At 70.2% G+C, this 25,477-nt stretch carries 24 protein-coding genes and 1 pseudogene; 20 read left to right on the top strand and 5 right to left on the bottom strand.

Annotation, left to right across the window (positions count from 1 at the left end; translation table 11 throughout):
- The first annotated feature begins 15 nt into the window (after positions 1 to 15).
- The 3 genes and pseudogenes from QRN40_RS16160 (at position 16) to holA (ending at position 4,270) form a co-directional block, all read left to right on the top strand.
- Positions 16 to 759 (top strand): ComEA family DNA-binding protein, encoded by a 744-nt coding sequence (locus QRN40_RS16160; protein ID WP_285116879.1) that lies wholly within the window; start codon positions 16 to 18, stop codon positions 757 to 759.
- Positions 759 to 2,567, top strand: a pseudogene (locus tag QRN40_RS16155) (ComEC/Rec2 family competence protein); the annotation flags it as partial. The gene QRN40_RS16160 and the pseudogene QRN40_RS16155, both read left to right, overlap by 1 nt.
- Before the next feature lie 662 nt (positions 2,568 to 3,229).
- Entirely contained in the window at positions 3,230 to 4,270 is a 1,041-nt protein-coding gene (holA, locus tag QRN40_RS16150; protein WP_285116878.1) for a DNA polymerase III subunit delta, read from the top strand.
- A gap of 105 nt (positions 4,271 to 4,375) precedes the next feature.
- Here the strand turns inward: holA and rpsT are convergent, their stop codons facing one another.
- Both rpsT and QRN40_RS16140 read right to left on the bottom strand, forming a co-directional pair.
- A complete protein-coding gene (gene rpsT / locus QRN40_RS16145; protein WP_285116877.1) occupies positions 4,376 to 4,636 on the bottom strand; it encodes a 30S ribosomal protein S20 in 261 nt (86 codons plus the stop codon).
- 166 nt (positions 4,637 to 4,802) lie between these two features.
- Entirely contained in the window at positions 4,803 to 5,684 is an 882-nt protein-coding gene (locus tag QRN40_RS16140; RefSeq protein ID WP_285116876.1) for an NAD-dependent epimerase/dehydratase family protein, read from the bottom strand.
- Between the two features lie 86 nt (positions 5,685 to 5,770).
- Here QRN40_RS16140 and QRN40_RS16135 point away from each other — a divergent pair, with 86 nt between their 5' ends.
- The 3 genes from QRN40_RS16135 to QRN40_RS16125 all read left to right on the top strand — a co-directional run bounded on the left by QRN40_RS16135 (position 5,771) and on the right by QRN40_RS16125 (position 9,303).
- Positions 5,771 to 6,991, top strand: a complete 1,221-nt coding sequence (locus tag QRN40_RS16135) for an amidohydrolase (protein WP_285116875.1) — start codon at positions 5,771 to 5,773, stop codon at positions 6,989 to 6,991.
- 65 nt (positions 6,992 to 7,056) lie between these two features.
- The gene (gene lepA / locus QRN40_RS16130; protein WP_285116873.1) at positions 7,057 to 8,907 is read left to right on the top strand and encodes a translation elongation factor 4; all 1,851 of its coding nucleotides are present in this window, start codon (positions 7,057 to 7,059) and stop codon (positions 8,905 to 8,907) included.
- 36 nt (positions 8,908 to 8,943) lie between these two features.
- Entirely contained in the window at positions 8,944 to 9,303 is a 360-nt protein-coding gene (locus QRN40_RS16125; RefSeq protein WP_285116872.1) for a hypothetical protein, read from the top strand.
- A 1-nt stretch (position 9,304) separates the two neighbouring features.
- Here QRN40_RS16125 and QRN40_RS16120 read toward each other — a convergent pair whose 3' ends face one another.
- The gene (locus QRN40_RS16120) at positions 9,305 to 9,919 is read right to left on the bottom strand and encodes a dihydrofolate reductase family protein (protein ID WP_285116871.1); all 615 of its coding nucleotides are present in this window, start codon (positions 9,917 to 9,919) and stop codon (positions 9,305 to 9,307) included.
- 79 nt (positions 9,920 to 9,998) lie between these two features.
- On the opposite strand from QRN40_RS16120, the gene QRN40_RS16115 reads away from it, so the two are divergent.
- Both QRN40_RS16115 and hemW read left to right on the top strand, forming a co-directional pair.
- Complete coding sequence (locus tag QRN40_RS16115; protein ID WP_285116870.1) at positions 9,999 to 10,664, top strand: DUF1990 domain-containing protein; 666 nt, start codon at positions 9,999 to 10,001, stop codon at positions 10,662 to 10,664.
- A complete protein-coding gene (hemW, locus tag QRN40_RS16110) occupies positions 10,664 to 11,899 on the top strand; it encodes a radical SAM family heme chaperone HemW (protein ID WP_285116869.1) in 1,236 nt (411 codons plus the stop codon). The genes QRN40_RS16115 and hemW overlap by 1 nt, the downstream gene beginning before the upstream one ends.
- 33 nt (positions 11,900 to 11,932) lie before the next feature.
- Here hemW and QRN40_RS16105 read toward each other — a convergent pair whose 3' ends face one another.
- Positions 11,933 to 12,319: a DUF4870 domain-containing protein gene (locus tag QRN40_RS16105; RefSeq protein ID WP_285116868.1), complete on the bottom strand. Its 387-nt coding sequence runs from the start codon at positions 12,317 to 12,319 to the stop codon at positions 11,933 to 11,935.
- A gap of 124 nt (positions 12,320 to 12,443) precedes the next feature.
- The gene (locus tag QRN40_RS16100; RefSeq protein ID WP_285116867.1) at positions 12,444 to 12,986 is read right to left on the bottom strand and encodes a DUF4870 domain-containing protein; all 543 of its coding nucleotides are present in this window, start codon (positions 12,984 to 12,986) and stop codon (positions 12,444 to 12,446) included.
- A gap of 158 nt (positions 12,987 to 13,144) precedes the next feature.
- On the opposite strand from QRN40_RS16100, the gene hrcA reads away from it, so the two are divergent.
- The 12 genes from hrcA (at position 13,145) to QRN40_RS16040 (ending at position 25,469) form a co-directional block, all read left to right on the top strand.
- Positions 13,145 to 14,167: a heat-inducible transcriptional repressor HrcA gene (hrcA, locus tag QRN40_RS16095; protein WP_285116865.1), complete on the top strand. Its 1,023-nt coding sequence runs from the start codon at positions 13,145 to 13,147 to the stop codon at positions 14,165 to 14,167.
- Positions 14,168 to 14,228: 61 nt separating this feature from the next.
- Positions 14,229 to 15,344: a molecular chaperone DnaJ gene (gene dnaJ, locus QRN40_RS16090; RefSeq protein WP_285116863.1), complete on the top strand. Its 1,116-nt coding sequence runs from the start codon at positions 14,229 to 14,231 to the stop codon at positions 15,342 to 15,344.
- 5 nt (positions 15,345 to 15,349) lie between these two features.
- Entirely contained in the window at positions 15,350 to 16,078 is a 729-nt protein-coding gene (locus QRN40_RS16085; protein WP_285116862.1) for a 16S rRNA (uracil(1498)-N(3))-methyltransferase, read from the top strand.
- Between the two features lie 53 nt (positions 16,079 to 16,131).
- A complete protein-coding gene (locus QRN40_RS16080; RefSeq protein ID WP_285116861.1) occupies positions 16,132 to 16,500 on the top strand; it encodes a histidine triad nucleotide-binding protein in 369 nt (122 codons plus the stop codon).
- Positions 16,490 to 17,572, top strand: coding sequence for a PhoH family protein (locus tag QRN40_RS16075; RefSeq protein ID WP_285116860.1), 1,083 nt, complete (start codon positions 16,490 to 16,492; stop codon positions 17,570 to 17,572). The genes QRN40_RS16080 and QRN40_RS16075 overlap by 11 nt, the downstream gene beginning before the upstream one ends.
- 18 nt (positions 17,573 to 17,590) lie before the next feature.
- Complete coding sequence (ybeY, locus tag QRN40_RS16070; RefSeq protein WP_285116858.1) at positions 17,591 to 18,052, top strand: rRNA maturation RNase YbeY; 462 nt, start codon at positions 17,591 to 17,593, stop codon at positions 18,050 to 18,052.
- 8 nt (positions 18,053 to 18,060) lie between these two features.
- Entirely contained in the window at positions 18,061 to 19,434 is a 1,374-nt protein-coding gene (locus QRN40_RS16065) for a hemolysin family protein (protein WP_285116856.1), read from the top strand.
- Complete coding sequence (gene era / locus QRN40_RS16060; protein WP_285116855.1) at positions 19,431 to 20,324, top strand: GTPase Era; 894 nt, start codon at positions 19,431 to 19,433, stop codon at positions 20,322 to 20,324. The genes QRN40_RS16065 and era overlap by 4 nt, the downstream gene beginning before the upstream one ends.
- A gap of 117 nt (positions 20,325 to 20,441) precedes the next feature.
- The gene (locus tag QRN40_RS16055) at positions 20,442 to 22,313 is read left to right on the top strand and encodes a sensor histidine kinase (protein WP_285116854.1); all 1,872 of its coding nucleotides are present in this window, start codon (positions 20,442 to 20,444) and stop codon (positions 22,311 to 22,313) included.
- Complete coding sequence (locus QRN40_RS16050) at positions 22,310 to 23,026, top strand: response regulator (protein WP_285116852.1); 717 nt, start codon at positions 22,310 to 22,312, stop codon at positions 23,024 to 23,026. The genes QRN40_RS16055 and QRN40_RS16050 overlap by 4 nt, the downstream gene beginning before the upstream one ends.
- A gap of 245 nt (positions 23,027 to 23,271) precedes the next feature.
- Entirely contained in the window at positions 23,272 to 24,027 is a 756-nt protein-coding gene (locus QRN40_RS16045) for an ABC transporter ATP-binding protein (RefSeq protein ID WP_285116850.1), read from the top strand.
- Entirely contained in the window at positions 24,024 to 25,469 is a 1,446-nt protein-coding gene (locus tag QRN40_RS16040; protein ID WP_285116847.1) for an ABC transporter permease, read from the top strand. The genes QRN40_RS16045 and QRN40_RS16040 overlap by 4 nt, the downstream gene beginning before the upstream one ends.
- Positions 25,470 to 25,477 lie beyond the last annotated feature (8 nt).

Raw genomic sequence — 25,477 nt, 5'->3', positions numbered from 1 at the left:
TTCTAGCGTGAGGGGATGCGACACCGTGCCGATCCTCCCGCTGTAGACGGAGCCCTCTCTGGCGCCGTGCCGGGCGACGGCGACGCGGGTGCCGGGCAGGTGGACGCTGCTGCCGGGCCGCGTCGGCTGCGTGTCGGTGTCGGCGCTGCTGTGGTGCTCCTGATCGCCGCGGCGGTGGTCGCGGTGCTCGTGTCGGCGACCGCTCAGCAGGGGAGTTCGGTAGCGGTGCCCACGGGCACCTTCGGTGCGTTATCCGGTGGTGGGTCCGCTGTCCCGACGGACGGCGTGGGCGGTTCGGGAAGCTCGGGCGAGGTAGTCGTGCACGTCACCGGTGCGGTGCGCACGCCGGGACTCGTCGTCCTCGCGGCCGGGGCGCGTGTCGTGGATGCTGTGGCCGCCGCCGGCGGGTTCGCGGACGGCGCCGACCCCGCCGCGCTCAACCTGGCGCGCCCGGTCAGCGACGGTGAGCAGCTCGTCGTTCTCCGCGTGGGCGAGGCTCCGGCCGCCGGGGCGGCGTCGGCCGGTGCCCCCGCGGCCGGCGGCGGTTCCGGCACGGGCGGGGGTGCCGCCGCCGTCAACCTGAATACGGCGACGCAGGCCGAGCTCGAGACCCTTCCGCGCATCGGTCCCGCGCTCGCCCAGCGCATCCTCGACTGGCGGCAGGCCAACGGCCGGTTCGTGAAGCCAGCGGACCTACTGAAGGTCTCCGGGATCGGGCAGAAGCTGTTTGACGGACTCAAAGACCGCGTGGTGGTCTGATGCCCGACCTGCGCCTGGCCATCCCCGCGGTGGCGCTATGGATCACCTGCGCGGTCGTGGTCGGGGTGCCGAGCGCGGGCTGGGCGGTCGCTGCGACTGCGGCTATTGCGGCCGCCAGCATGGCGGGTCTTGCGGTGTGGGCCGTGGCACGGCCCCACGCATCGCGCGCCTCGCTGCCTCGAGAGCCGTCGCGCATGTCCCCGGAACGCCTCGCTCCGATCGTGGCGCTCGTGGCGGCGGCCACGGCCCTCGGTTCCGCCGCCATCGCAACCCAAGCGCCCGGGCGCGCCTCCGACGCTCTGGATGCGGCGGCCGAGCAGTCGGCGACCACCGAGGAGCTGGTGCGTGTCGAACGCGCACCGCAGCGCGTGGCCTCCGGCTTCGGCGGCGAAGCCCGGTGGAGTGTGCGCGGGCACGCCGACACGCAATCCGCGTCCGTCCCCGTGGCGGTGCTCTTCCCGGCGAGCGAGGAGGACGCGCGGTCCGTCGCGCTCGGCGTGGTCCTGCGCGTCCACGGCCGGGTACTCCGGAACGAGGCGGGAGAAGCGACCACGTACACGGTGAGCGCGCGAGGCGACCCGGGCGTCGAGATCATCGAGCAGCCGCCGGCCTGGCTCGCCTGGACCGCGTCACTCCGAGGCACGTTCGCCCTGGCCGCACAGAAGACCCCCGGCGACGGTGGCGCACTCCTGCCCGGTCTCGCCATCGGCGACGAGACCGCCGTCGGTCCCCAGCTCGACCAAGCGATGAAAGCATCATCGCTGAGCCACCTCACGGCGGTGTCCGGAGCGAACTGCGCGCTGGTGATCGGTCTGGTCTTTGCTCTCGCGCGACTCGCGGGCGCTGGTCGCCGACTCCGCGTCGTCGCCGCCTTCCTCGCGCTCGGGGCGTTCGTCGCACTGGTCGGGCCGGGCGCGAGCGTCCTGCGCGCGGCGGCGATGGCAGCCGTCCTGTTAATCGGCCTGGCCCGTGGACGCCCGGCGGACGGGGTGCCCGCGCTGTCCCTGGCCGCGATCGTCCTGCTCGTGCACGACCCGTGGCTCGCGCGCGACTACGGCTTCGCCCTCTCCGTGCTGGCCACCTCGGGGCTGCTGGTTCTGGCCGGACCGCTCAGCCGCCTCCTCTCGCGCTGGATGCCGCGTGCGGTGGCCATCGCACTGGCGGTCCCGACCGCGGCGCAGCTGGCCTGCCAGCCGGTGCTCGTGCTGTTGACGCCGACCCTCTCGCTCTTCGGTATCCCGGCCAACCTCCTCGCCGAGCCGGCGGCGCCGGTCGCGACTGTGCTCGGGTGCATCGCATGTCTCCTGCTGCCGTGGGTCCCGGCGCTGGGCGCCATCGTCGTGTGGCTGGCGTGGCTGCCCTCCGCCTGGATCGCCCAGGTCGCCGCGTTCACCTCAGGACTTCCAGGGGTGGCGCTTCCGTGGGCCGCGGGAGCGGTCGGGGTCGCGCTGAGCGCCGTCGTCCTGGTGGCAGTGAGCGTGATCGTGCTGGGCCGGACGGCCCCCCGGGTCGTGTCGGTCACCGCGGTGGTGACGCTGTGCATCGGCGCGGCGGTCTATGCGGGGGCGCTCGGCGGGAACGTCATCGGCCGGGCTCTCGCCCTCCCGGGCGATTGGCAGATCGCGGCCTGCGACGTCGGGCAAGGAGATGGGGTGTTGCTGCGCGACGGCGACGCGGTCGCCATGATCGACGTCGGCCGGGAGCCGGGCCCGGCTGCCGCCTGCCTCGATCGTCTCGGCATCCACCGACTGGACTTCCTGCTTCTCACGCACTTCGACGCCGATCACGTCGGCGGCGTCGCCGGAGTCGCGGACCGCGCTGCGCGTGCGATCGTCCAGCGACCCGTTCGAGAGGCCGACACGCGCACCCTCGCCGTGCTCGAAGCGGCCGGGGTACCGATCGAGCGCGGGCACGCCGGAATGGCGGGAACGCTGGGCACCCTGTCCTGGCGGCTGCTTTGGCCGCCCGCTCCGGTGACCGCCGGCGCAGCGGCGACGGCATCGGATGTCGATACCGGAAACGCCGGAAGCTTGACCCTGGAGGCCGAGGGGAGGGGCCTCCGCTCCGTCTTCCTCGGCGATCTGGGCGCGGAGGCACAGGATGCGCTGCTCGCCACGCGTGTGATCCGGCCGGTCGACGTGGTGAAGGTCGCGCACCACGGCTCGGCCGATCAAAGCCCCGCGCTCTACCGTGCGCTCCACGCACGGCTCGGTCTGGTCTCCGTCGGAGCGCACAACGGGTACGGTCACCCCACCAGCAGCGCCCTGCGGATGCTCGCGGATTCCGGCACGGCCGTCGCCCGCACGGACGAACAGGGGCTGCTGCTCGTCTCGCCCGGTCCCTCCGGGGTGCAGCTCTGGAGCGAGCGGGCGGCGACGACCAGTGCCGGTGGTCGCCCCTATCCTGGATACGGAGCCGCTTCCGATGCCCTGGCCGTGCGGCGGCGGCCCCCGGACGAACGAGGAGACACGTGGCAACCCGAGGCAGCAGCCGAGCCGGCGCAGGCAAGACGCGCGCCGTCGCCAGCGCGATCCCGCAGGTGCCCTGGAGCCAGGTACGCGCGGCTCCGGTGGTGCTGGTCTCCGGGTCGGAGGGCTTCCTCGCCGATCGCGCGATCCGCACGCTGCGCGACGCTCTCAAGGCCGACGATCCCAGTCTCGAGATCAGCGACCTGCACGCGGGCGATTACGCCCCGGGGGAGTTGCTCACCCTCGCGAGCCCCTCCCTGTTCGGTGAGCCCCGGCTCATCCGGGTCGAGGCCGTCGAGAAGTGCAACGACGCGTTCCTCACCGACATGCTCGCCTACCTCGAATCCCCGGCCGACGGCACCGTGGTGACCCTCCGTCACGGCGGAGGCGTCCGGGGCAAGAAGCTGCTCGACGCGATCCGGTCCGGCACCGGCGGCGGCATCGAAGTGGTCTGCGCGGAGCTCAAGAAGGACGCCGAGAAGTACGAGTTCACCCAGGCGGAGTTCGCGGCAGCCGGCCGCAAGGTGACGCCCGGAGCGCTCCGCGCCATCACCTCGGCGTTCTCCGACGACCTCGCCGAGCTGGCGGCAGCGTGCCAGCAGCTACTGTCCGACTCGTCCGAGCAGATCACCGAAGCGACCGTCGACAAGTACTACGGAGGGCGCGTCGAGACCAACGCGTTCCAGGTCGCCGACGCGGCGATCGCGGGCCGCCACGGAGAAGCGCTCGTCACCATGCGCCACGCCCTCGCGTCGGGCGCCGATCCCGTGCCCATGGTCGCCGCCTTCGCGAGCAAGATCCGCACCATGGCGAAGATCTCCGGCGCGCGCGGAGGTTCCGGCCAGCTCGCGCAACAGTTCGGCCTCGCACCCTGGCAGGTCGACCGGGCCCGGCGCGACCTCAGCGGTTGGACGGAGGACGGCCTCGGCCGGTGCATCGAGCTGCTCGCCGAGACCGACGCCAACGTCAAAGGCGGCGGCCGCGACCCGGTGTTCGCGCTGGAGCGGATGATCCGTGTCATCAGCGCGCGCGGGCGCGACTGATCCGACCGCACGAGTCGCCGCACATGCAGCGAGCCCCCGCACGGACCTGGGTCCTGAGCGGGGGCTCGCTAGCGGCGCGGGGCAGGGCCCGCGGTCGGTCGTCGCTTAGAGCGCGGCGACCTGCTTGGCGATTGCCGACTTGCGGTTCGCCGCCTGGTTCTTGTGGATGACGCCCTTGCTGGCAGCCTTGTCGATCTTCTTCGCGGCGAAGCTCAGCGCCGCGGTCGCCTTGACCTTGTCACCAGCGGCGACGGCCTCGCGGGTGGCGCGGATGGCGGTCTTGAGCTCGCTCTTGACGGCCTTGTTGCGCTCCTGCGACTTCTTGTTGGTGCGGTTGCGCTTGATCTGCGACTTGATGTTTGCCACGAATGGTCACTTTCGTTATTGAGTGAGTTATGGATGTGCCGCTCAGCGGAGAGGGCGCCTTGCGGCGTTTCGTGCGGACACATCCACACGCAAGCCAACAAACCACATTACCAGCGTGGGCGGCCTCCCACCAAAACGGTCTGCCGCAGAACCGAGGGCCTCGAACTCAGACGCGGGCCGGGGCGTACGACCCGACCAGCAGCTCCTCGAGCAATGCCGGTGCGTTCGGCTCCCAGCCGAGATCGATCCGCGGCTTCAGTCCCGACGCCTGCTGGTCGAGCAGCAGCGCTTCGGCAAGCCCCTCGCCGAAGCGGGATGCGGTCTCCTCGACCGACTCCGCAACCACTCCACCCGTGACGCCCGCCGCCTGGGCCGCGACCTCGGTCAGCTCCCGCACGGTCGGGTTCTGCCCACTCGCAGCGATGTACGTCGAGCCGGCGTCGCCGCGCTCCAGCGCCAGGACGTAGAGGGCCGCGAGGTCGTCGACATGCACGGTCGCCCAGTGCTGGGAACCGTCGCCGATCAGCCGGAGGGCCGGCACGGACCCGGAACCGACGGGCGCATCCACGATGACGTTCGCGAGTCCCTTGCCGTGGCCGTACACGATCGACGGAACGACGACGGTTCCGCGGACGCCCGAGGCAGCGAGCACGAGGCCCTCGCCGATCGTTCGCCACGCGGTGATCGCGGGCGGAGCCGCGGGGGAGTCCTCGGTGATGTCGTCGTTGGACCCGTACGTCCAGATGCCGCCGGTGTGCACGAAGGGCTTGCCCGAACCGGCGAGGCCGGAGAGCACAGCGGGGACGAGCACCGCGTCCACCTCGCGGGACGATGCCAGGTGGATGACGCCGTCGCTCTGGCGCGCGGTCGCCTCGACCAGCTCCGCGTCGCCCGCGTCGCCGACGAGCGCGGTGGCGCCGGCCGCCTCCACGGCGGCCGCCTTCTCGGTGTCGCGGACGAGCGCGGTGACGCGATGTCCTTCCTCGAGCAGACGGGGGAGGACGTAGGAGCCGATGAAGCCGGTGGCGCCGGTCAGAAGGATGTTCATATCGTGCACAACGCGGGTCCGGCGTGAACATTCCCCAAGTTATCCCCGCCCGCGATTCAGAGATGCAGCGCGCGTAGGCTCGAACCATGACCAGCACAAGCATCGCCATCGTCAACGGCTACGTCGTCCCCGTCTCGCAGGAGCCGATCGAGAACGGGGTCGTCCTCGTCCGCGACGGCGTGATCGAAGCCGTCGGTGCGGCCTCCGACATCGATGTGCCCGAGGGCTTCACGGTGGTCGATGCGGAGGGCAAGTGGGTCCTCCCCGGGTTCATCGAGTCGCACGGTCACGTGGGTATCCATGAAGAGGCGAACGGTCCGGCAGGCGACGACACGAACGAGATGACGACGCCCAACACGGCTGCCGTGCGCGCGATCGACGCGATCAACATCGACGACGAAGGATTCCGCGACGCGCTCTCGGGCGGAGTCACCTCGGTCGTCGTCAAGCCCGGGTCCGGCAACCCGATCGGCGGTCAGACCGTCGCCATCAAGACCTGGGGCGGCCGCATCATCGACGAGCAGGTCATCCGCGAGGCCGTCAGCGTGAAGTCGGCCCTCGGCGAGAACCCCAAGCGCGTCTACGGCGGAAAGAACCAGACGCCGAGCACGCGCCTGGGTGTGGCGATGGTCATCCGCGAGGCGTTCGTCGCCGCGCAGAACTACCGTGCCCAGCGCGACACCGCCGAACTCGAGGGCAAGCCGTTCGACCGCGATCTCTCTAAAGAGACCCTGGTGCGCGTCCTCGACGGCGACCTCGCCTGGGACCAGCACACGCACCGCCACGACGACATAGCGACCGCCCTGCGTCTCGCCGACGAGTTCGGGTACCGCCTGGTCGTGAACCACGGCACCGAAGCGCACAAGATCGCCGACGTGCTCGCCGAGCGCGACATCCCGGTGATCTTCGGGCCGATGTTCACCTCGCGCTCGAAGGTCGAGCTTCGCGACCGTGCGATCGCGAACCTGGCGACGCTGGCTGCGGCCGGAGTGCGGGTCGCCATCACGACCGACCACCCCGTCGTCCCCATCAACTTCCTCGTGTACCAGGCGGCGCTGGCCGTGAAGGACGGGCTGCCGCGCCAGACCGCATTCGAGGCCCTCACGATGAACCCCGCCGCGTTCCTCCGGCTGGACGACCGCGTCGGCTCGCTCTCCGTCGGGCTCGACGGCGACGTGGTGGTCTGGTCGGGCGACCCGCTCGACGTCAACTCCCGCGCCGAGCGCGTCTACATCGGAGGGGCAGAGGTCTACCGCTGGGAGGACGGCCGCGGCCACGTCGTCGAGCGTTCGGAGCGTTTCGCCTGACCGGAGCCCCTGACCCCTGACCCCGGACGACGACCGGCGGGCGTTCATGGGAGAATGGCCGGACGATGTCACCACGAGCTCTTCAGGCCCTCGAGCCCGCCGCGACCGACCCGGCCTTCCTCCGCAATTTCTGCATCATCGCGCACATCGACCACGGCAAATCGACCCTGGCCGACCGCATGCTGCAGATCACCGGCGTGGTCTCCGACCGGGACATGCGCGCTCAGTACCTCGACCGCATGGACATCGAGCGTGAGCGCGGCATCACGATCAAGAGCCAGGCCGTCCGGATGCCGTGGGCGTCCGACGGGCAGACCTTCGCGCTCAACATGATCGACACGCCCGGCCACGTCGACTTCACCTATGAAGTCTCGCGCTCCCTCGCGGCGTGCGAGGGGGCCATCCTGCTGGTGGATGCGGCCCAGGGCATCGAGGCGCAGACGCTTGCGAACCTGTACCTCGCGCTGGAGAACGACCTCACCATCATCCCGGTGCTGAACAAGATCGACCTTCCCGCGGCCGACCCGGAGAAGTATGCGGAAGAGCTCGCGAGCCTCATCGGCGGCCGACCGGAGGACGTACTCCGTGTCTCCGGCAAGACGGGCATGGGCGTCGAGGCGCTCCTCGACCGCGTCGTGGCCGAGATTCCCGCTCCGGTGGGCGACGCCGCCGCCCCAGCGCGCGCGATGATCTTCGATTCGGTCTACGACAGCTACCGTGGCGTTGTCACCTACGTCCGTATGGTCGACGGCAAGCTGCGTCCGCGCGAGCGCGTCCAGATGATGTCCACGAAGGCGACGCACGAGATCCTCGAGATCGGCGTGTCCTCGCCCGAGCCCACCCCGTCCAAAGGGCTCGGCGTCGGCGAGGTCGGCTACCTGATCACCGGCGTGAAGGACGTCCGCCAGTCGAAGGTCGGTGACACCATCACGTCGGCGGCCAAGCCGGCCACCGTCGCACTCCCCGGGTACACCGAGCCCAAGCCCATGGTCTTCTCGGGCCTGTACCCGATCGACGGCAGCGACTACCCAGAACTTCGTGAGGCGCTCGACAAGCTCAAGCTGTCGGATGCCGCGCTCGTCTACGAGCCGGAGACCTCGGTCGCCCTCGGCTTCGGCTTCCGATGCGGCTTCCTCGGACTGCTGCACCTCGAGATCATCACGGAGCGCCTCGCCCGCGAGTTCGACCTCGACCTGATCACGACGGCACCGAGCGTCATCTACGAGGTCACCACCGAGGACAAGAAGACGGTCACGGTCACCAACCCGAGCGAGTTCCCGGGCGGCAAGATCGAGAAGGTCGAGGAGCCGGTCGTAAAGGCGGCGATCCTCGCCCCCAAGGACTACGTCGGCGTCATCATGGAGCTCTGCCAGAGCCGCCGCGGCTCCCTTCTCGGTATGGAGTACCTCGGCGAGGACCGCGTGGAGATCCGCTACACCATGCCGCTCGGCGAGATCGTGTTCGACTTCTTCGACCAGCTCAAGTCGAAGACCGCCGGCTACGCCTCCCTCGACTACGAGCCGTTCGGCGAGCAGGAGTCCGACCTGGTGAAGGTCGACATCCTCCTCCAGGGCGAGACGGTGGATGCGTTCAGCGCGATCGTTCACCGCGATAAGGCGTACGCGTACGGCACCATGATGGCGTCGCGTCTGCGCGAGCTGATCCCGCGCCAGCAGTTCGAGGTGCCCATCCAGGCGGCCATCGGCGCCCGGATCATCGCGCGAGAGAACATCCGCGCGATGCGCAAGGACGTCCTCGCGAAGTGCTACGGCGGCGACATCACCCGGAAGCGCAAGCTCCTCGAGAAGCAGAAGGAGGGCAAGAAGCGCATGAAGATGGTCGGCCGCGTCGAGGTCCCCCAGGAAGCCTTCATCGCGGCGCTCTCCGGCGACACTGAGAAGAAGGAAAAGAAGTAGTCCGGCCGGTCAGCTCCCTCGGAAGCGGGTGACTGGGTGAGCTGGCGGATCGGCATTCGGATCCTGCTCTGGGAGACGGCGATAGCGATCCTGATCCTTGCGGTCTTCTGGTGGATGCCGATGACAGTGTCGTCCGATGGGAAATACTCCCGGGGAGCACTAGCGCCGTTCCTGTTCGCCGCTCTCTTCTTTCTCTTGGGAGCTGCAACCTTCGTGCCGCCGACGAAGAAGTCCCGAAGCGACGCGATCATGGAGCGCGCGCGAGAGCTTCACGCCCTGCGCGCAGGGAAGCAGGCAAGGCCGCCGAGGTGGCCGGCCACTCTCGTGCTGCTACTGGCCTCGACCGTGCTGATCGGATGCGTGACCGCGCTCCTGGTCGCCGGGCCCCCGTCGTAGCTCAGCCGGCCGCGCGGCGGTAGGTGTTGACCAGCACCCCGGAGCGCAGGGGTCGCGTCTCCGCGAGCGTCATCCGAACGTAAGGGAAGCCCTCGGGGAACAGCTTCTTGCCCGTGCCGAGCACCAGCGGGTACACGAAGAGCCGGTACTCGTCGATGAGGTCGTGCGCAGCGAGCGTGCGCACGAGTCCGGTGCTGCCCCAGATCCGGATCTCGCCGTCGATCTCATCGCGCAGCCGCGTCACCGCGGCCGGGACCTCCGGACCCAGCAGGAACGAGTTCTTCCAGCCCAACTCGCTCAGCGTCCGCGACGCCACGTACTTCGGGACGCGGTTGTATCGCCGGGTCAGCTCGCCCGTCAGGCCGGGCTCGTCCTCCGACCACACGCCCCAGGCCTGCGCCCAGATGTCGTAGGTCTTGCGTCCGAGCAGGAGCGCCTCGGTCCGGCTCTCCCATTCCGCCACGATGCGCTCGTCGTCGGCTGAACCGTACTGCTCGTCGAAGGCGGTGGCCCATCCGCCGAGTTCGAAACCGCCCTCCGGATCCTCGTCTGGTCCGCCGCCGCCCTGCACCACGCCGTCGAGCGTGATGAACGCCTGCAACACGATGGTGCCCACGATTCGACCGCCTTCCGTCCCAACGAGTAGACCACGGCGTTTCACACCGGGGGAGACCCATTTCGCGAACCCATAGGACATGACGGAAGATGAATACATGCGGCGCTCGACGTTCACCGATCAACCCGTCACGTACGGGGCGGTCGGCGGCACCCAGGCGGCCGATCTGCTCTACTACCCGCCGAAGGGCTACAAGCCGCTCGAACGCAGCATCCGGCTGGGCAGCGGCGACGAGCGGTTCGAGACGGCGGCGACCGCGCTGATGGCGTGGGGTGTGCAGAAGGGCAGCGGCATCCAGGTCACCGACGTCCAGGAGGGCACCGGTGTGCAGTACGAGGGCGTCGAGTTCGGCCCCGACGGTACCCCGATGCGGATGCGCACCAACCGTCCGGAGGAGGACGTCTTCTCCGACGACGGCACGCCGTTCGTCAGGAACGGGATGACCGCCGTGCTCAAGATCCCGTTCGGCCCCTTCCGCGTCTCAGCGCCGATCCGTGTCGTGTACGTCGTCGACGAGCCGCACCGCCGGGGCTTCGCGTACGGCACACTGCGCGGGCACCCGCAGAGCGGCGAGGAGCTCTTCCTCGTCGAGCAGCGCGACGACGGCACGGTCTGGTTCCTGCTCCGCGCGTTCGCGCGCCCCTCGAACGCCTTCTACCGCGTGGTCTCCCCGGTGCTGACGCTGGTGCAGCGTCGCTACACCGCGAAGTACCTGCGCGCGCTCCACCCCGCCAGGTCCGCCTGATGCCGAGCATCCTCCCCATCGGCGACCCGGCGCCCGCGGACGGACTTCTGCCCGCTACCGTCGCGGAGGGCGCGCACGATCGCGACTTCGGCGTGTACCTGCACGTCCCGTTCTGCCGCGTCCGCTGCGGCTACTGCGACTTCAACACCTACACGGCGACCGAACTGCGCGGCGTCTCCCAGTCGGACTACGCCGGGCACGCGGTGCGTGAAGTGGAGTTCGCCGCCCGCGCCCTCGACGCGAGCGGTGTGCCTCCGCGGCAGGTCTCGACCGTGTTCTTCGGCGGCGGGACGCCGACCCTTCTGCCGCCCGGGGACCTGTCCGCGATGCTGAGCGCGGTCCGCGACGCCTGGGGACTCGCCGACGGCGCCGAGGTCACGACGGAGGCGAACCCCGACTCCGTCGACGCCGACGACCTGCAGCGGCTCGCGGAGGCAGGGTTCACCCGCGTCTCGTTCGGGATGCAGTCCGCCGTCCCGCACGTCCTCGAGACCCTCGAGCGCACCCACGATCCCGCCCGCGTCCCGCTCGTCGTCGGCTGGGCGCGCGAAGCCGGACTGCAGGTGAGCCTCGACCTCATCTACGGAACGCCGGGGGAGTCGCTCGACGACTGGTCGCGCAGCCTCGATACGGCACTCGCCTGCGAGCCCGACCACCTCTCCGCGTACGCCCTGATCGTGGAGGCCGGGACCAAGCTGGCGCGGCAGATCCGCTCCGGTCAGGTGCCCGAGCCGGACGACGACCTCGAAGCGGACATGTACGAGCTCGCCGACCAGCGCCTGTCGGACGCCGGCTACGACTGGTACGAGGTGAGCAACTGGGCCACGGATGACGCCCACCGATCCCGGCACAACCTCGCCTACTGGCTCGGCCACGACTGGTGGGGGATCGGACCGGGCGCCCACAGTCACGTCGGCGGGGTCCGCTGGTGGAACGTCAAGCATCCCGCCGCGTACGCGCAACGCGTGCTCGCGGGGGAGTCGCCCGCGGCCGGTCGCGAGACCCTCGACACCGAGACCCGCCGTGTGGAGCGCGTACTGCTGCTGTCGCGCATCCGCGACGGCCTGCGGACCGCCGAACTCGGCGACGCCGGCCGGCGCGAGGTGCCGGGCCTGATCGCGGACGGGCTCGTCGACGGACGAGCCGCCCTCCGCGGGTCGATCGTGCTCACCCTGCGGGGGCGGCTCCTGGCCGATGCCGTCGTGCGGAGGCTGCTGGCCGACGAAGCCGCCTGACCGCGACCTCCTGCCCCAACCTCCGAGCGCGCGTTAGCTGAAGAAGCGGATGGCGAGCGGATACGTGTAGTACTCGCCCTGGTTGGCCTTCACCGCGGCGATGATGCTGAAGACGATATTGATCACCCAGGCGGCGATGATGATGAAGAAGCCGATGAACACGATCGACAGGATGCCGCCCACGATGTAGGCGATGAAGATCGTGATCTGGAAGTTGAGGGCCGTGGCCGTGTGGGCGCGGACGAACGGACCGCGATCCTTCAGCACCAGGTAGCCGATCAGCGCAGGGATCCAGTTGAAGAGGATGCCGCCCACCTGGACGAGCGTCGCCCAGAGTTTCTCGTCGGCAGGGCTCAGCTGCGGCGCCGAGCCTCCGTAGGGCTGCTGCGGCGGCGGGGGCGGCGGGGGTGTTGCGGACATGGTGCGGGGCTCCTCTGGGTGCGGCAGAAGTGGACGTGGTGGTGCTCAGCCTAGGGCGCGGGGCCCGAGGCTGAGAAGAGCCTGAACGCACTATCTCCGCGGGGAGCCCCGCCGGGCGCGGCCGCTACTTGATGAACCGGAAGTTCAGCGGGTACCGATAGGTGCCGCCGCTGTTCACCCGGACGAAGCCGAGGATCGAGAAGATCAGGTTCACGATGTACAGCGCCCACGGGATGAGCAGACCGAAGAGCAGGTAGCCGATGCCGTAGGTGAAGCTGCCGATGATGATCCCGATGATCTGCGACGCCACCCAGCAGATGATCCAGGTGATCTGCCAGTTGAGGGCCTCTTTGGCCTCCTGATCAGTGAGACGGCCGCGGTCCTTGAAGACCAGCCAGATGATGAGGGAGGGGAGGATCCAGAGGATGCCGCCGAGGTGCGCGAAGGACGCCCACTGCTTGTCCTGGGCCGGGTCGAGCGGAGCCGCCTGCGCCGCGTAGGGCTGCTGGGGTGCGCCGGCCGGCTGCCCGTACGGCTGCTGCGGGGGCACATTGGAATACGGCTGCTGCGGCGGGACGTTCGAGTACGGCTGCTGCGGGGGAACGCCGCCCGGCTGCTGCGGGGGGACGTCGCCGGCAGGGTCGGAGGGCTGGTTCGGGTCTGACATCTGCGGAACCCTTTCGTGATCGGTTACGAGCCACGTCGAACCGGTGCCCATACGGTACTGCGGCCGTGTCACAGGCAGCAATCATCCTGGGGGTGTTTCGTGGCGGTAGGATTGGCACTCAGAGAACGCGAGTGCTAATCGTCGATGGGAGGGCGGAGATGGTCTCGGAACGCAGTCTGGAAGTGTTGCGCGTCATCGTCCAGGACTACGTGGCGTCGCGGGAGCCCGTCGGCTCCAAGAGCATCGTCGAACGGCACTCCTTCGGGGTGTCGGCGGCGACCATCCGCAACGACATGGCGCTGCTCGAAGAAGAGGAGCTGATCGCGGCTCCGCACACCTCGTCCGGCCGTGTGCCGACCGACAAGGGCTATCGGCTGTTCGTCGACCACCTGGCCGACGTGCGCCCGCTCACACCCGCGCAGCGCACGGCGATCGAGACCTTCCTCGGGCAGTCCGTCGACTTCGACGACGTGCTCTCCCGCACGGTGCGCCTGCTCTCGCAGCTGACCAACCAGGTCGCCCTGGTGCAGTATCCGTCGGTGGCGCGTTCGCGCATCCGGCACATCGAACTCGTCGCCCTCGCGCCGCGCCGGCTGCTCAGCGTCCTCATCACCGACTCCGGTGCGGTGGAGCAGCGTGTCATCGAGCTGACCACCGAGCTGGACGACGAGGCCGTGGCCGAGATCCGCGGCGCGATCAACGGCGCCGCCGCCGGCCTGACCCTCGCGGAAGCGACCGCCCGGCTGCGCGAACTCCCGCAGGCGCTGACCGAGCGCACCCGGGCGATGGTCGAGCCGGTCGCGAGCGCGCTGCTCGACCAGATCGCCGCAAACCGGCAGGAGAAGCTGGTCATGGCCGGCGCCGCCAACCTGGTCCGCACCGAGCTCGACTTCCCGGGCAGCATCACGCCCGTGCTGGAGGCGATCGAGGAGCAGGTGGTTCTGCTCCGCCTGTTCGACGAGATGGCGACCGATCAGCACGGCGTCGCCGTCAGCATCGGCCGCGAGAACGCCGTCTTCGGGCTGACGGAAGCATCCGTCGTCTCCAGCGGTTACAGTGCGGCGGGATCGGATGTGGCCCGCGTGGGCCTGCTCGGTCCGCTCCGCATGGACTACTCCGGCAACATGGCGGCCGTTCGCGCGGTCGCCCGGTACCTCTCCCGGCTGCTCGGCGACCAGTAGGCCGCCGGCTTCCGAGACCACAACACGCATCACGCGATCGAAAGAAGAAGGAACAGCCCACGTGGCCGACCACTACGAAGTCCTCGGTGTCGAACGCGACGCCAGCCCTGACGAGATCAAGAAGGCGTACCGCCGGCTCGCGCGCGAGCTGCACCCGGACGTGAACCCCAGTTCGGAGGCGCAGGAGCGGTTCAAGCTGGTCACGCACGCCTACGACGTGCTGAGCGACCCGCAGCAGAGGCAGCAGTACGACCTGGGCGGTTCCGGCGGATTCGGCGGCGGTGGGGGCAGTGCCGACTTCGCCGGCTTCAGCGACATCTTCGAGACGTTCTTCGGTGGCGGGGGCGGCTCGACGCGCGGTCCCCGGTCGCGGCGTGAGCGGGGTCAGGATGCGCTCCTCCGCGTCGAGGTCGACCTCGACGAGGTCATCTTCGGCACCCACCGCGACCTGGAGGTCGACACGGCGGTCGTCTGCGAGACCTGCAACGGCTCGTGCTGCCAGCCGGGCACCCAGCCCGTGACGTGCGACATCTGCCACGGCACCGGTAGCATCCAGCGCTCCGTGCGCTCCCTGCTCGGCAACGTGATGACCTCGAGCCCCTGCGGCACCTGCCGCGGCTACGGCACCGTCATCGCGACGCCGTGCGTGACCTGCCAGGGCCAGGGGCGGGTCCGCGCCCGCCGTAGCGTCCCGGTCGACATCCCCGCGGGCGTGGACACCGGGCTCCGCCTCCAGATGCCGGGCAGCGGCGAGGCCGGCCCCGCCGGCGGCCCGAACGGCGACCTCTACCTCGAGATCAAGGTCAAGCACCACGAGGTGTTCAGCCGCGACGGCGACGACCTGCTGTGCACCCTCGAGCTGTCGATGACGGATGCGATCCTCGGCACGACGGCCACGGTCAAGGCGCTCGACGGCGACATCCGGCTCGAGCTCAAGCCGGGCACGCAGTCGGCCGACATCATCACCGTGAAGGATCGCGGCATCACGCACCTGCGCGGCGCCGGGCGCGGAGACCTGCGGGTCGGCATCCAGGTGGTCACTCCGACCAAGCTGGACCACAAGGAGAAGGACCTGATCAAGAAGTTCGCGGCCACCCACAAGGCGGCCGAGCCGTCGCTGGCGCACTTCCAGCAGGGCCTGTTCGCCAAGCTCCGCGACCGGTTCCTCAACCTGTAGCAGCTGTGGCGTCCCTCTACCTGCGCGAGGACCTCGACGACGTCGAGGTGGGCGCCCGGCTGTCGCTGACCGGTGCCGAGGCGAAGCACGCCGCGACGGTGAACCGCACCCGGACGGGCGAGTCGGTGCTGATCGGCAACGGGCGCGGGCTGGTCGCCTCCGGCGAGGTGCTGGTCTCGACGAACGCCGAGCTGACGATCGACGTCGAGTCGGTGTCGCGCGTCGAGCGGCCGTCTCCCGCGGTCACGCTCGTGCAGGCGCTGGCGAAGGGCGACCGCGACGAGCTCGCGATCCAGGCGGCGACCGAGCTCGGAGTGGATGCGGTGGTCCCGTGGGCGGCATCCCGCTCGGTCTCCCGCTGGGAGGGGGCGAAGGTCGCGAAGGGCCGTGAGCGCTGGGCGACGATCGTTCGGGAGGCGGCGAAGCAGTCCATCCGGGCGTGGACGCCAGAGGTGGGCGCGCTCGCGACGACGAAGCAGGTGGCTGCTCTGACAGCGGGCGCGCGCGTCCTGGTACTCGAACCGGATGCGTCGGCTCCGCTCACCGCGGTGGTCCCGGACGGCCGCGACCTCGTGCTCGTGGTGGGCCCGGAGGGCGGGATCGCGCCGCAGGAGCTCGCGCTGTTCCGCGAGGCGGGCGCGGAGCTCGTCCGGCTCGGCTCGACGGTGCTGCGCACCTCCACAGCCGGCCCCGCCGCCCTCGCCGTGCTCAATGCCGCGCTCGGGCGCTGGTGACGCCCTGGGCGGACACCCCCGCCGTTGTCGGCGCGCGCGAATAGGATAGAGGCATGGCAGAAACGGAGCGTTCGATCTTCTCGCGCATCATCGCGGGAGAGATCCCGGCCGACGTCGTCTACGACTCGGAGCGCCTCATCGCGTTCCGCGACATCGCGCCGAAAGCTCCGCTGCACCTCCTCGTCGTGCCCAAGACGGAGGAGTACCGCGACGTCGCGGAGCTCGCCGCAGGCGACCCCGAATTGCTCGCAGAACTCGTCGCGACCGCCAAGCGGCTCGCCGACGAGCACGGAGACGGCGACTTCCGCCTGGTCTTCAACACGGGCGAGGGCGCGGGTCAGACCGTGTTCCACGTCCACGCACACGTACTGAGCGCCGCCGGCGAGGGCCGCGGCCTCGAGGAAGGAAGCCTTGCCCTCTAGCGATTCGACCGCAACGCCCGGCGAGGGCGCGGAGGCACGTCTGAGTGTCGACGGGGTTCAGATGGTCCGGCTGCTCGGGCCGCAGGATCGCCTGCTGACGACGCTGGAGCGTCAGTACCCCCTGGTCAACGTGCACGTCCGTGGCAACGAGATCACCCTCAGCGGTGATGCGACGCAGGTCGACGCAGCGCGCCGGCTCGTCGAAGAGCTGCTGCAGATGGTCCGCAACGGCCAGGAGCTGTCGCCCGCCGAGGTCACGAGCTCGGCCAAGATGCTCGGCACCGACCTCAACCTCAGCCCGTCCGACGTGCTCGGCCAGGCGATCCTGACCGCGCGCGGCAAGAGCATCCGACCCAAGACTCTGGGGCAGAGCCAGTACGTCGACGCGATCGACCACAACACCATCGTGTTCGGCATCGGCCCCGCCGGAACCGGGAAGACCTACCTCGCCATGGCCAAGGCCGTGCAGGCGCTCCAGCGCAAGGAGGTCACCCGCATCATCCTGACGCGTCCCGCCGTGGAGGCGGGCGAGCGACTGGGTTACCTGCCCGGCACTCTGACCGACAAGATCGACCCCTACCTCCGGCCGCTGTACGACGCGCTCAACGAGATGATGGATCCCGACCTCGTCCCGAAGCTGCTCGCCGCCGGCACGATCGAGGTCGCCCCGCTCGCGTACATGCGCGGCCGGACGCTGAACGACTCGTTCATCGTGCTCGACGAGGCGCAGAACACGACGCCCGAGCAGATGAAGATGTTCCTCACGCGTCTCGGGTTCAACTCGAAGATGGTCGTCACCGGCGACATCACCCAGGTCGACCTGCCCAATGCGGCGAGTGGACTGCGGCTGGTCACGCGCGTGCTCAACGACATCGACGACATCCACTTCGCGCGCCTGACGAGCGAAGACGTCGTGCGCCACAGCCTGGTCGGCCGGATCGTCGATGCCTACACCGAGTACGACGCGCGCCAGCAGGCCCGCCACTACGAGCGCGAGCAGGCGGCCGAGTTCGCGAACCGTGCCGAGCGGCGCGGCGGATCTCCGCGCGACCACCTCCCCAAACGCCGGTAGCCAGACGAGAGGGCCGCAGTGAGCATCGAGATCAACAACGAGTCGACCATCGAGGTGGATGAGTCCGCCCTTCAGCGGCTCGCCACCTACGCGTTCGACATCCTCCACGTGCACCCCGACGCCGAGCTCGCGATCGTGCTCGTCGACGAGGCCGCGATGGAGCAGCTGCACGTCCAGTGGATGGACGAGCCGGGCCCGACCGACGTGCTCAGCTTCCCGATGGACGAACTCCGTCCGGGCACGGAGGAGGAGCCCTCACCCGCCGGCCTCCTCGGCGATGTGGTGCTCTGCCCGCAGGTCGCGCAGGTCCAGGCCGAGACGGCCGGGCACTCGCTGATGGACGAGCTGCTGCTGCTCACGACGCACGGCATCCTGCACCTGCTCGGCTTCGATCACGCCGAGCCGGCCGAGGAGCGCGAGATGTTCGCCATCCAGCGCGACATCCTCGTCGGCTTCGCGCGCTACGACCGACAGCGGTAGGGGGCGGGATGCTGCAGGCGCTGTTCTTCATCGTCGCGTTCCTGCTGGTGGCATTCGGCGGTCTGATGGCCGCCGTCGACGCGGCACTGGCGGTGCAGTCGCGCGCCGACATCGCCGATCTCGCCGAGACCTCGCGCGCGAAGAACTCGCTGCGGTCGATCTCCGAGGACCCGGGCGCGTACCTCAACGCGATCAGCTTCACCCGGCTCCTCGCCGAGACCACGGCGGCGGTGCTGGTCACCCTGGCCTTCGAGCAGATCTTCGAGCAGTGGTGGATCTCGCTCATCCTCGCCGCCCTGATCATGACTGCCGTCTCGTTCGTGCTCGTCGGCGTGAGCCCGCGGAGCGTCGGTCGTGCGAACTCGACGGTGCTGCTGCGCCTCACGGCACCGGTCGTCCACTTCGTCCGCATCGTGCTCGGCCCGATCCCGGGCGGACTGGTGGCGCTCGGCAACCGCGTCACCCCCTCGCGTGCGCGGTCGGCGCCGGTCACGAGCGAGGAGCAGCTGCTCTCGATCGTCGACGAGGCGACCGAGTTCGACGTGCTGGAGGAGGACGACCGGGAGCTCATCCACTCGATCTTCGAGTTCAACGCGACGGTCGTGCGCGAGGTGATGATCCCGCGCACCGACATGATCACCGTGGACTCGACCGCCGGCCTCGGCACGGCGATGGGCCTGTTCTTCAGCACCGGCGTCTCGCGGATGCCGGTGATCGACGGAGGAGATCCGGACGAGGTGGCCGGCATCCTCTACCTGCGGGATGCGGCCAAGCTCAGCTTCGAGCGCCCGCTCGGCGCCGACGAGCTGACCGTCCGCGAGCTGGCGCGCCCCGCGCTGTTCGTGCCCGAGTCGCAGAAGGCGGACGCGCTGCTCGCCCAGATGCAGCGCGAGTCGAACCATCTCGCCATGGTCGTGGACGAGTACGGCGGCATCGCCGGGCTCGTCACGCTGGAGGACCTGATCGAGGAGCTCGTCGGCGACATCTCGGACGAGTACGACCACGAGCTCGCGCTCATCCAGGCCCTCGGGGATGGCCGCTACCGCATCGCGACGCGGCTGCCGATCGACGACCTGGCCGAACTCTTCGACATCGAGATCGAGGAGGAGGACGTCGACAGCGTCGGCGGACTCGTCACCAAGGCGCTCGGCCGGCTGCCGGAGGTGGGCTCAACGGTGGTCGTGCACGGGCTCAAGTTCACGGTCGACCGGATCGAGGGCCGGCACAAGCACGTCGCCACGGTCCTGGTCGAGCGGGATGCGGTGCTGCCCGAACCGGAGCCGGACCGGCACGACCGGACCGAACGGGCCGACCGCAATGACCGGCACAGCGAGTCGCGACACGGCGACTCCCGACACACCACCCAGGAGACCAGATCGTGACCGAGTACCACGCCGGATTCGTCTCGTTCGTCGGCCGCCCCAACGTGGGCAAGTCGACGCTGACCAACGCCCTCGTCGGCGAGAAGGTCGCCATCACGAGCTCCAAGCCGCAGACCACCCGCCGGGCCATCCGCGGCATCGTGCATCAGAAGGACGGCCAGCTCATCCTGGTCGACACCCCAGGCATCCACCGCCCGCGCACCCTGCTCGGCGAACGCCTCAACACCCTGGTTCAGTCGACGCTCGGCGATGTGGACGTCATCGGCTTCTGCGTCCCCGCTGACGAGAAGATCGGCCCCGGCGACCGCTTCATCAACGAACAGCTGGACGACTACCCGCGCGCCAAGAAGGTGGCCATCGTCACCAAGGTGGATGCGACGGGCAAGGCGCAGGTCGCCGAGCAACTGCTCGCCGTCTCGGCGCTGCGCGAGTGGGAGGCGATCGTCCCGGTGTCCGCCACCAGCAACATCCAGCTGGAGACGCTGACCTCCGAGCTCATGAAACTGCTGCCGGCATCGCCCGCCCCGCTCTACCCGGACGAGGCGATCACCGACGAAGGACTCGAGGACCGCATCTCGGAGTACATCCGCGAGGCGGTGCTGGAGGGCGTCGAAGACGAGCTGCCGCACTCGCTCGCGGTCACCATCGACGACATCATCGAGCGCGACGACAAAGACCTGGTCGAGGTCTACGCCAACCTCTTCGTCGAGCGCGACAGCCAGAAGGCGATCGTCATCGGGAAGGGCGGGAGCCGCATCCGCGAAGTCGGCGCTGCTGCGCGGGTGCCGATCGAGAAGCTGATCGGGCGGCACGTCTTCCTGTCCATCCGCGTGAAGGTGGCGAAGGACTGGCAGCGCGACCCCAAGCAGCTCGGGCGACTGGGGTTCTGAGCGGTCGGGATTCTGCGCGGTCGGGGTTCTGCGCGGCCTGGGTCGCCCCGTACATCCCGAGGATGATTCCGGCGGCCGGATGCGCGTCCCCGCGGAGCCGGACCGTACGGTAGAAGCATGCCCGACCGCCGCCGACTGCTGAGCGCGCTGGCACCGCACCGCTGGGTGCTGGAGCCCGCGCTTGCGGTCGTGCTCTTCGCGGCGTGGTTCGTGACCGGCCTGCCGTACGACATGAGCGGCGCGCTGGCCCTCGTGTTCTACTGCGCCGCTGTGGCACTGTCGCGCATCCTGCCCGCGGTGGCGCTCGGCCTGGTCTGGGTCGCGGTGCTGCTCGAACTGACCGAGCAGGCGTCCCTGCCCGGCGCCTTCCGGGTGATCGCGGCCATCGCGGTCGTCACGACGCTGGTCGGCGTCGCGGCACACGGCGGGCGCGTGCTGCGGTGGGTCGACTTCTCGTCGGCCATCCTGCTCGCGCCGGCGGTCGCGTACCTGTTCACGGTCCGCGGCGACCTCAAGTTCCCGCAGTTCGGACCGGTGATCGGGGGCTACTACACCAGTCAGGGCGTCGGCTTCCTGCTCATGAGCCTGCTGCTGGCGGTGATCTTCGTCGCTGGTTGGCTCCTGGGGTTCCTCGTGGCGCGGCAGCGCGCGGCCCAGGTCGCCACCGGCGGTGCGCGCGGCCCGTCGGTGCTGGTGTGGCTCGCCTCGAACGGCGGCATCGAGGCCGCCGAGGACGACCCGTCGCGACCGGAGCTGGTGCGCCGGCTCACGCGCACGCAGCTGACCGCCGACATCGTCGGAGCGGTCGCCTTCGCGGCCTTGTGCCTGCTGAGCGGCGGAACCGCCGACCGGTCGTCGTTCCTGGTGATGATCGCGTTCGCCGTCGCCGTCGCGCTCCGGCGGATCTCGCCCGCGGTCGCCCTCTCGATCGCCTGGCTGGCCGCCGTGCTGCAGATGACGACCGGGCACAGCATCCTGGTCAGCGATGTGGCGGTCCTGATCGTGCTCTACGCCACGGGCGCCTACGGCGACCGGATCGTGCGCGGCGCCGGACTGATCTCTGCGGGCATCGGCGCCCTCGTCGCGGCGCTCTACCTGACGGTCACCTCCGCCGTGGCGCAGGGGTACTACGACCTGCTCTCCAGCGCCATCGCGAACGTGGCGCTGCAGTTCGCGTTCCTCTTCGTGGTGAGCGTCACCGTCCTGGGGCTGTCCTGGGTGCTCGGCCTGCTCGTGCGCACCTGGCGCAACGCGCGCGTTGCGCGGCGTGCCCGGGCGGAAGCCGAACTCGATCGGAATCGCGCGGTCGAGGATGTCGTAGTCGAGCAGGAGCGCACCCGCATCGCGCGCGACATGCACGACGTGGTGGCGCACTCGCTCGCCGTCGTCATCGCGCAGGCCGACGGCGCCCGCTATGCGCGCCACTCCGACCCCGACGCGGTGGATGAGGCGCTCGCGACCATCGCATCCACCGCCCGCTCCGCGCTCGGCGACGTGCGCGTGCTGCTCGCGGAGCTGCGGCAGTCGCATCCCGCCGACGCAAGCCGTTCGCCGGGGGAGCACGACGGCCCGCAGCCGTCGCTCGCCGACCTCGACCTGACCGTGGAGCACATCCGCTCTGCCGGTCTGCCGGTCACCCTGGAGCGGCAGGGCGACGTGGCGGGCCTCGGCTCCGCACAGCAACTCGCCGCCTTCCGCATCGTGCAGGAGGCGCTCACCAACGCGCTGCGGCACGGCGACACCGGCAGCCCGGCCAGCGTCGTGCTCGCCGAGGCGCCCGCCGACCGCGGCCCCGGACTCGTCATCACCGTGAGGAACACCATGAGAGACACCACCCTCGAACCGAGCGCCACCGGCGCGCTGCCCCGCATCGGACACGGTCTGCCCGGGATGCGCGAGCGCGCATCCCTCGCCGGCGGTTCGCTTACTGCGGGGCCGCACGACGGCGAGTTCGTGGTCACCGCCTTCCTGCCGGGGGCAGCGGCATGAGCGGCGGAACGGACGCAGGTGTGGCCGGAGCGGTCACCGAGGTGGGCCGGATCCGGGTGCTGCTGGTCGACGACCAGCCGCTGTTCCGCGCGGGAGTCCGGATGCTGCTGAGCTCGCAGGACGACCTCGAGTTCGCGGGCGAGGCGGGCAACGGCCAGGAGGGCGTGCGGCTGGCCGCAGAGACCCGGCCGGACGTGGTGCTGATGGACATCCGGATGCCCGTGATGGACGGCATCGCCGCCACGAGCGCGATCATCGCCGACGCCGAGCGCGCCGGCCGGACCGCGCCGCGCATCGTCGTGCTGACCACATTCGATCTCGATGAAGCGGCAGCGCGCGCGATCCGCGGCGGGGCCAGCGGGTTCGTGCTGAAGGATGCGGAGCCCGAGTTCCTGCTGGCGGCGATCCGTACGGTCCATGCGGGCAGCGCGGTGATCGCTGCGGGCGCGACCCGGGAGCTCTTCGAGTACTTCTCGTCGGCTCAGCCGCCCCGTCCCGAGCCGCCCGAGTTCGCCTCCCTCACCTCGCGCGAGCGGGAGATCTTCGTCCTCGCCGCGCGCGGCCTGAGCAACGCGGAGATCGCCGGGTCGGAGTTCCTGAGCGAGGCGACCGTGAAGACGCACATCTCGCGCATCCTCGCCAAGCTGGGCCTGCGCGACCGCGTGCAGATGGTGGTCTACGCCTTCGAGCACGGCCTGACGGCCGCGGAGTAGCGGCGCGATCCGTCGGAGTTGGGCGCGCTTCCGTCGGACGAAGGGCTCCGGATCTCCGACGTACCGCGGTGCGGATGGAGATGCGGGCCGTGCGCGGCCGGATCTCCGACGCTGGCAGCCAGGTGAGGAGGGTGGTGGGCCGCATCCCACCCGAGCAGCCCCGCGCCCACGTCATCCTCAGGGAGGACACAGGATCGGTCCGTCGCCCGATCCGGCCGCGACATCGCGTCCCTAGCGTGGAGGGCATGGAGCTGACTCTCACCGATACGGTGGCCCGCGTCGAAACGGCCACGAAGACCTACGGCACCGGCGCGGGGCGGGTGAACGCCCTGGACGGCGTGACGCTCGGCATCCCCGCCGGTCGCTTCACCGCGATCATGGGGCCGAGCGGGTCCGGCAAGTCGACGCTGATGCACGTGATGGCGGGCCTCGACTCGGTGACCGCCGGTCGCGTGTTCCTGGGCGACACGGAGATCACGCACCTCGGGGATGCCGAGCTCACCCTGCTGCGTCGCCGACGGGTCGGGTTCGTGTTCCAGTCGTTCAACCTGGTGCCGACGCTGGATGTGCGGGGCAACATCCTGCTTCCCTTCGAGTTGGATGGGCGCCGCCCGACGCGCGAGCAGAACGAGTGGATCGACCACCTCGTCGACACCCTCGGCCTGCGCGACCGGCTGACCCATCGACCGCACGAGCTGTCCGGAGGCCAGCAGCAGCGCGCCGCCATCGTCCGCGCCCTGGCCACCCGCCCGGACCTCGTGTTCGCCGACGAGCCGACCGGCAACCTCGACTCGCGCACCGGTCGCGAGGTGCTCGCCGTCCTGCAGGAGGCGTCGCGCGCGTTCGGGCAGAGCATCGCCATGGTCACTCACGACCCGGTCGCGGCGAGCTACGCCGACCACATCGTTTTCCTCGCCGACGGACGCGTCGCGGCCGAGCGGGGGAGCTCCACCGCCGAGGAGATCTCCGCCTTCATGCTCGGGATGGAGGCGCGCGCGTGAGCCGGCCGTTCTCGGCCTTCCGCGCGAACGCCCGCGACCATCGGGCGGGCATCCTCGTCGCGGGGCTGAGCTCCGCTTTCGGTGTGGCGCTGGTCGGCGGAGTGAACGTCCTGGGCGCCTACATCGGCGCATCGTCGATGGGGGAGCACGGCAGCGTGCAGATCGCCCTGACCGTCGTGGCCGGCATCTTCTTCGTCGTCGCGGTCTACGTCGGCGCGATCGTCACCACGAACACCTTCGCGACGGTCATCGCCGGACGCACGCGCACGATCGCCCTGCTCCGCCTCATCGGGTCCAGCGCCCGGACCCAGCGGCGTTCCGTGGCGAGCGAAGGACTCGCCGTCGGACTGATCGGCGCGGCAGTGGGCGGTGCGATCGCCGCCGTGCTCGCGCTGGTGGCCGTGCGGCTGCTGGTCGCGACAGGTGTCCTGCCCGAGGCGTCGTATCCGGTTCTCAGCGTCGAGATGGTCCCGCCCGCGGTCGCCGTCGTGCTCACCACGTGGCTCGCATCCTGGGTGGGCAGTCGCCGGGTGCTCTCGGTGACGCCGATGCAGGCGCTCGGTGCGGCGGAGGAACGCCCGGCCCGCGCGGTGCGGAGCCGTGGCCGTCTGGTCGTCTCGCTGCTCCTCCTGATCGCAGGGACTGCGCTGCTCATCCTCGGCCTCCTCCTCGGGCTCGGCGCGTTCGCCGCGCTGAGCGCCACCCTCGCCACCCTCTCGCCGTACGGCGTGCTGATAGCGCTGCCCGGCGGCATCCTCTCGTTCACGGGGATCATCCTCGCTGCACCGTTCTTCCTGCCCGCCGTCCTCCGCGCGGTCGGTCTGCTCCTCGGCCGCGGCGCCGCAGGCCGGCTCGCCGCCGCCAACGCTGTGCGCAACCCGGAGCGCAGCTCGCGGACGGCGATCGGTCTGGTCATCGGCGTGACGCTGATCACGATGTTCGTGGTCGCGGCGTCGACCTGGCAGCAGCTGATCCGGGATGCGGCTGCGCGCGAACCGGGGATGTACGAAGGCGCCGACGGGGTGATCGGCGGCACGCTCGCCGTGTTCACCGTGCTGGTCGGGTTCTCCGCCGTCATCGCCGCGTGCGGCGTGGTCAACACCCTCTCGCTGAGTGTTCTGCAGCGCGGACGCGAGCTCGGGCTGCTCCGCGCGCTCGGCTTCAGCGCCGCCCAGGTGCGCCGGATGGTTCTCGCCGAGAGCGTTCAGCTGACCGTGGCCTCGGTGCTGACTGGGCTCATCCTGGGAACCGCCTACGGGTGGATCGGGGCCCAGGCGCTGCTCGGCTCCATCCCCGGCGGCGGCCTGCTGGTGCCCGCGCTTCCGTGGCCCTTCCTGGTGTGCATCCTGGTCGGAGCCGCCACCCTCGCAGTGCTCGCCGCGGTTGCGCCGACCCGCCGGGCCACCCGTGTGTCGCCTGTGGCAGCGCTGTCGGTCGAGTAGCGCTTCCT

Source organism: Leifsonia sp. fls2-241-R2A-40a (assembly GCF_030209575.1).
In the GTDB taxonomy this organism is placed as follows: Bacteria; Actinomycetota; Actinomycetes; order Actinomycetales; family Microbacteriaceae; genus Leifsonia.
This window is presented reverse-complemented; position numbering and strand designations above follow the sequence as displayed.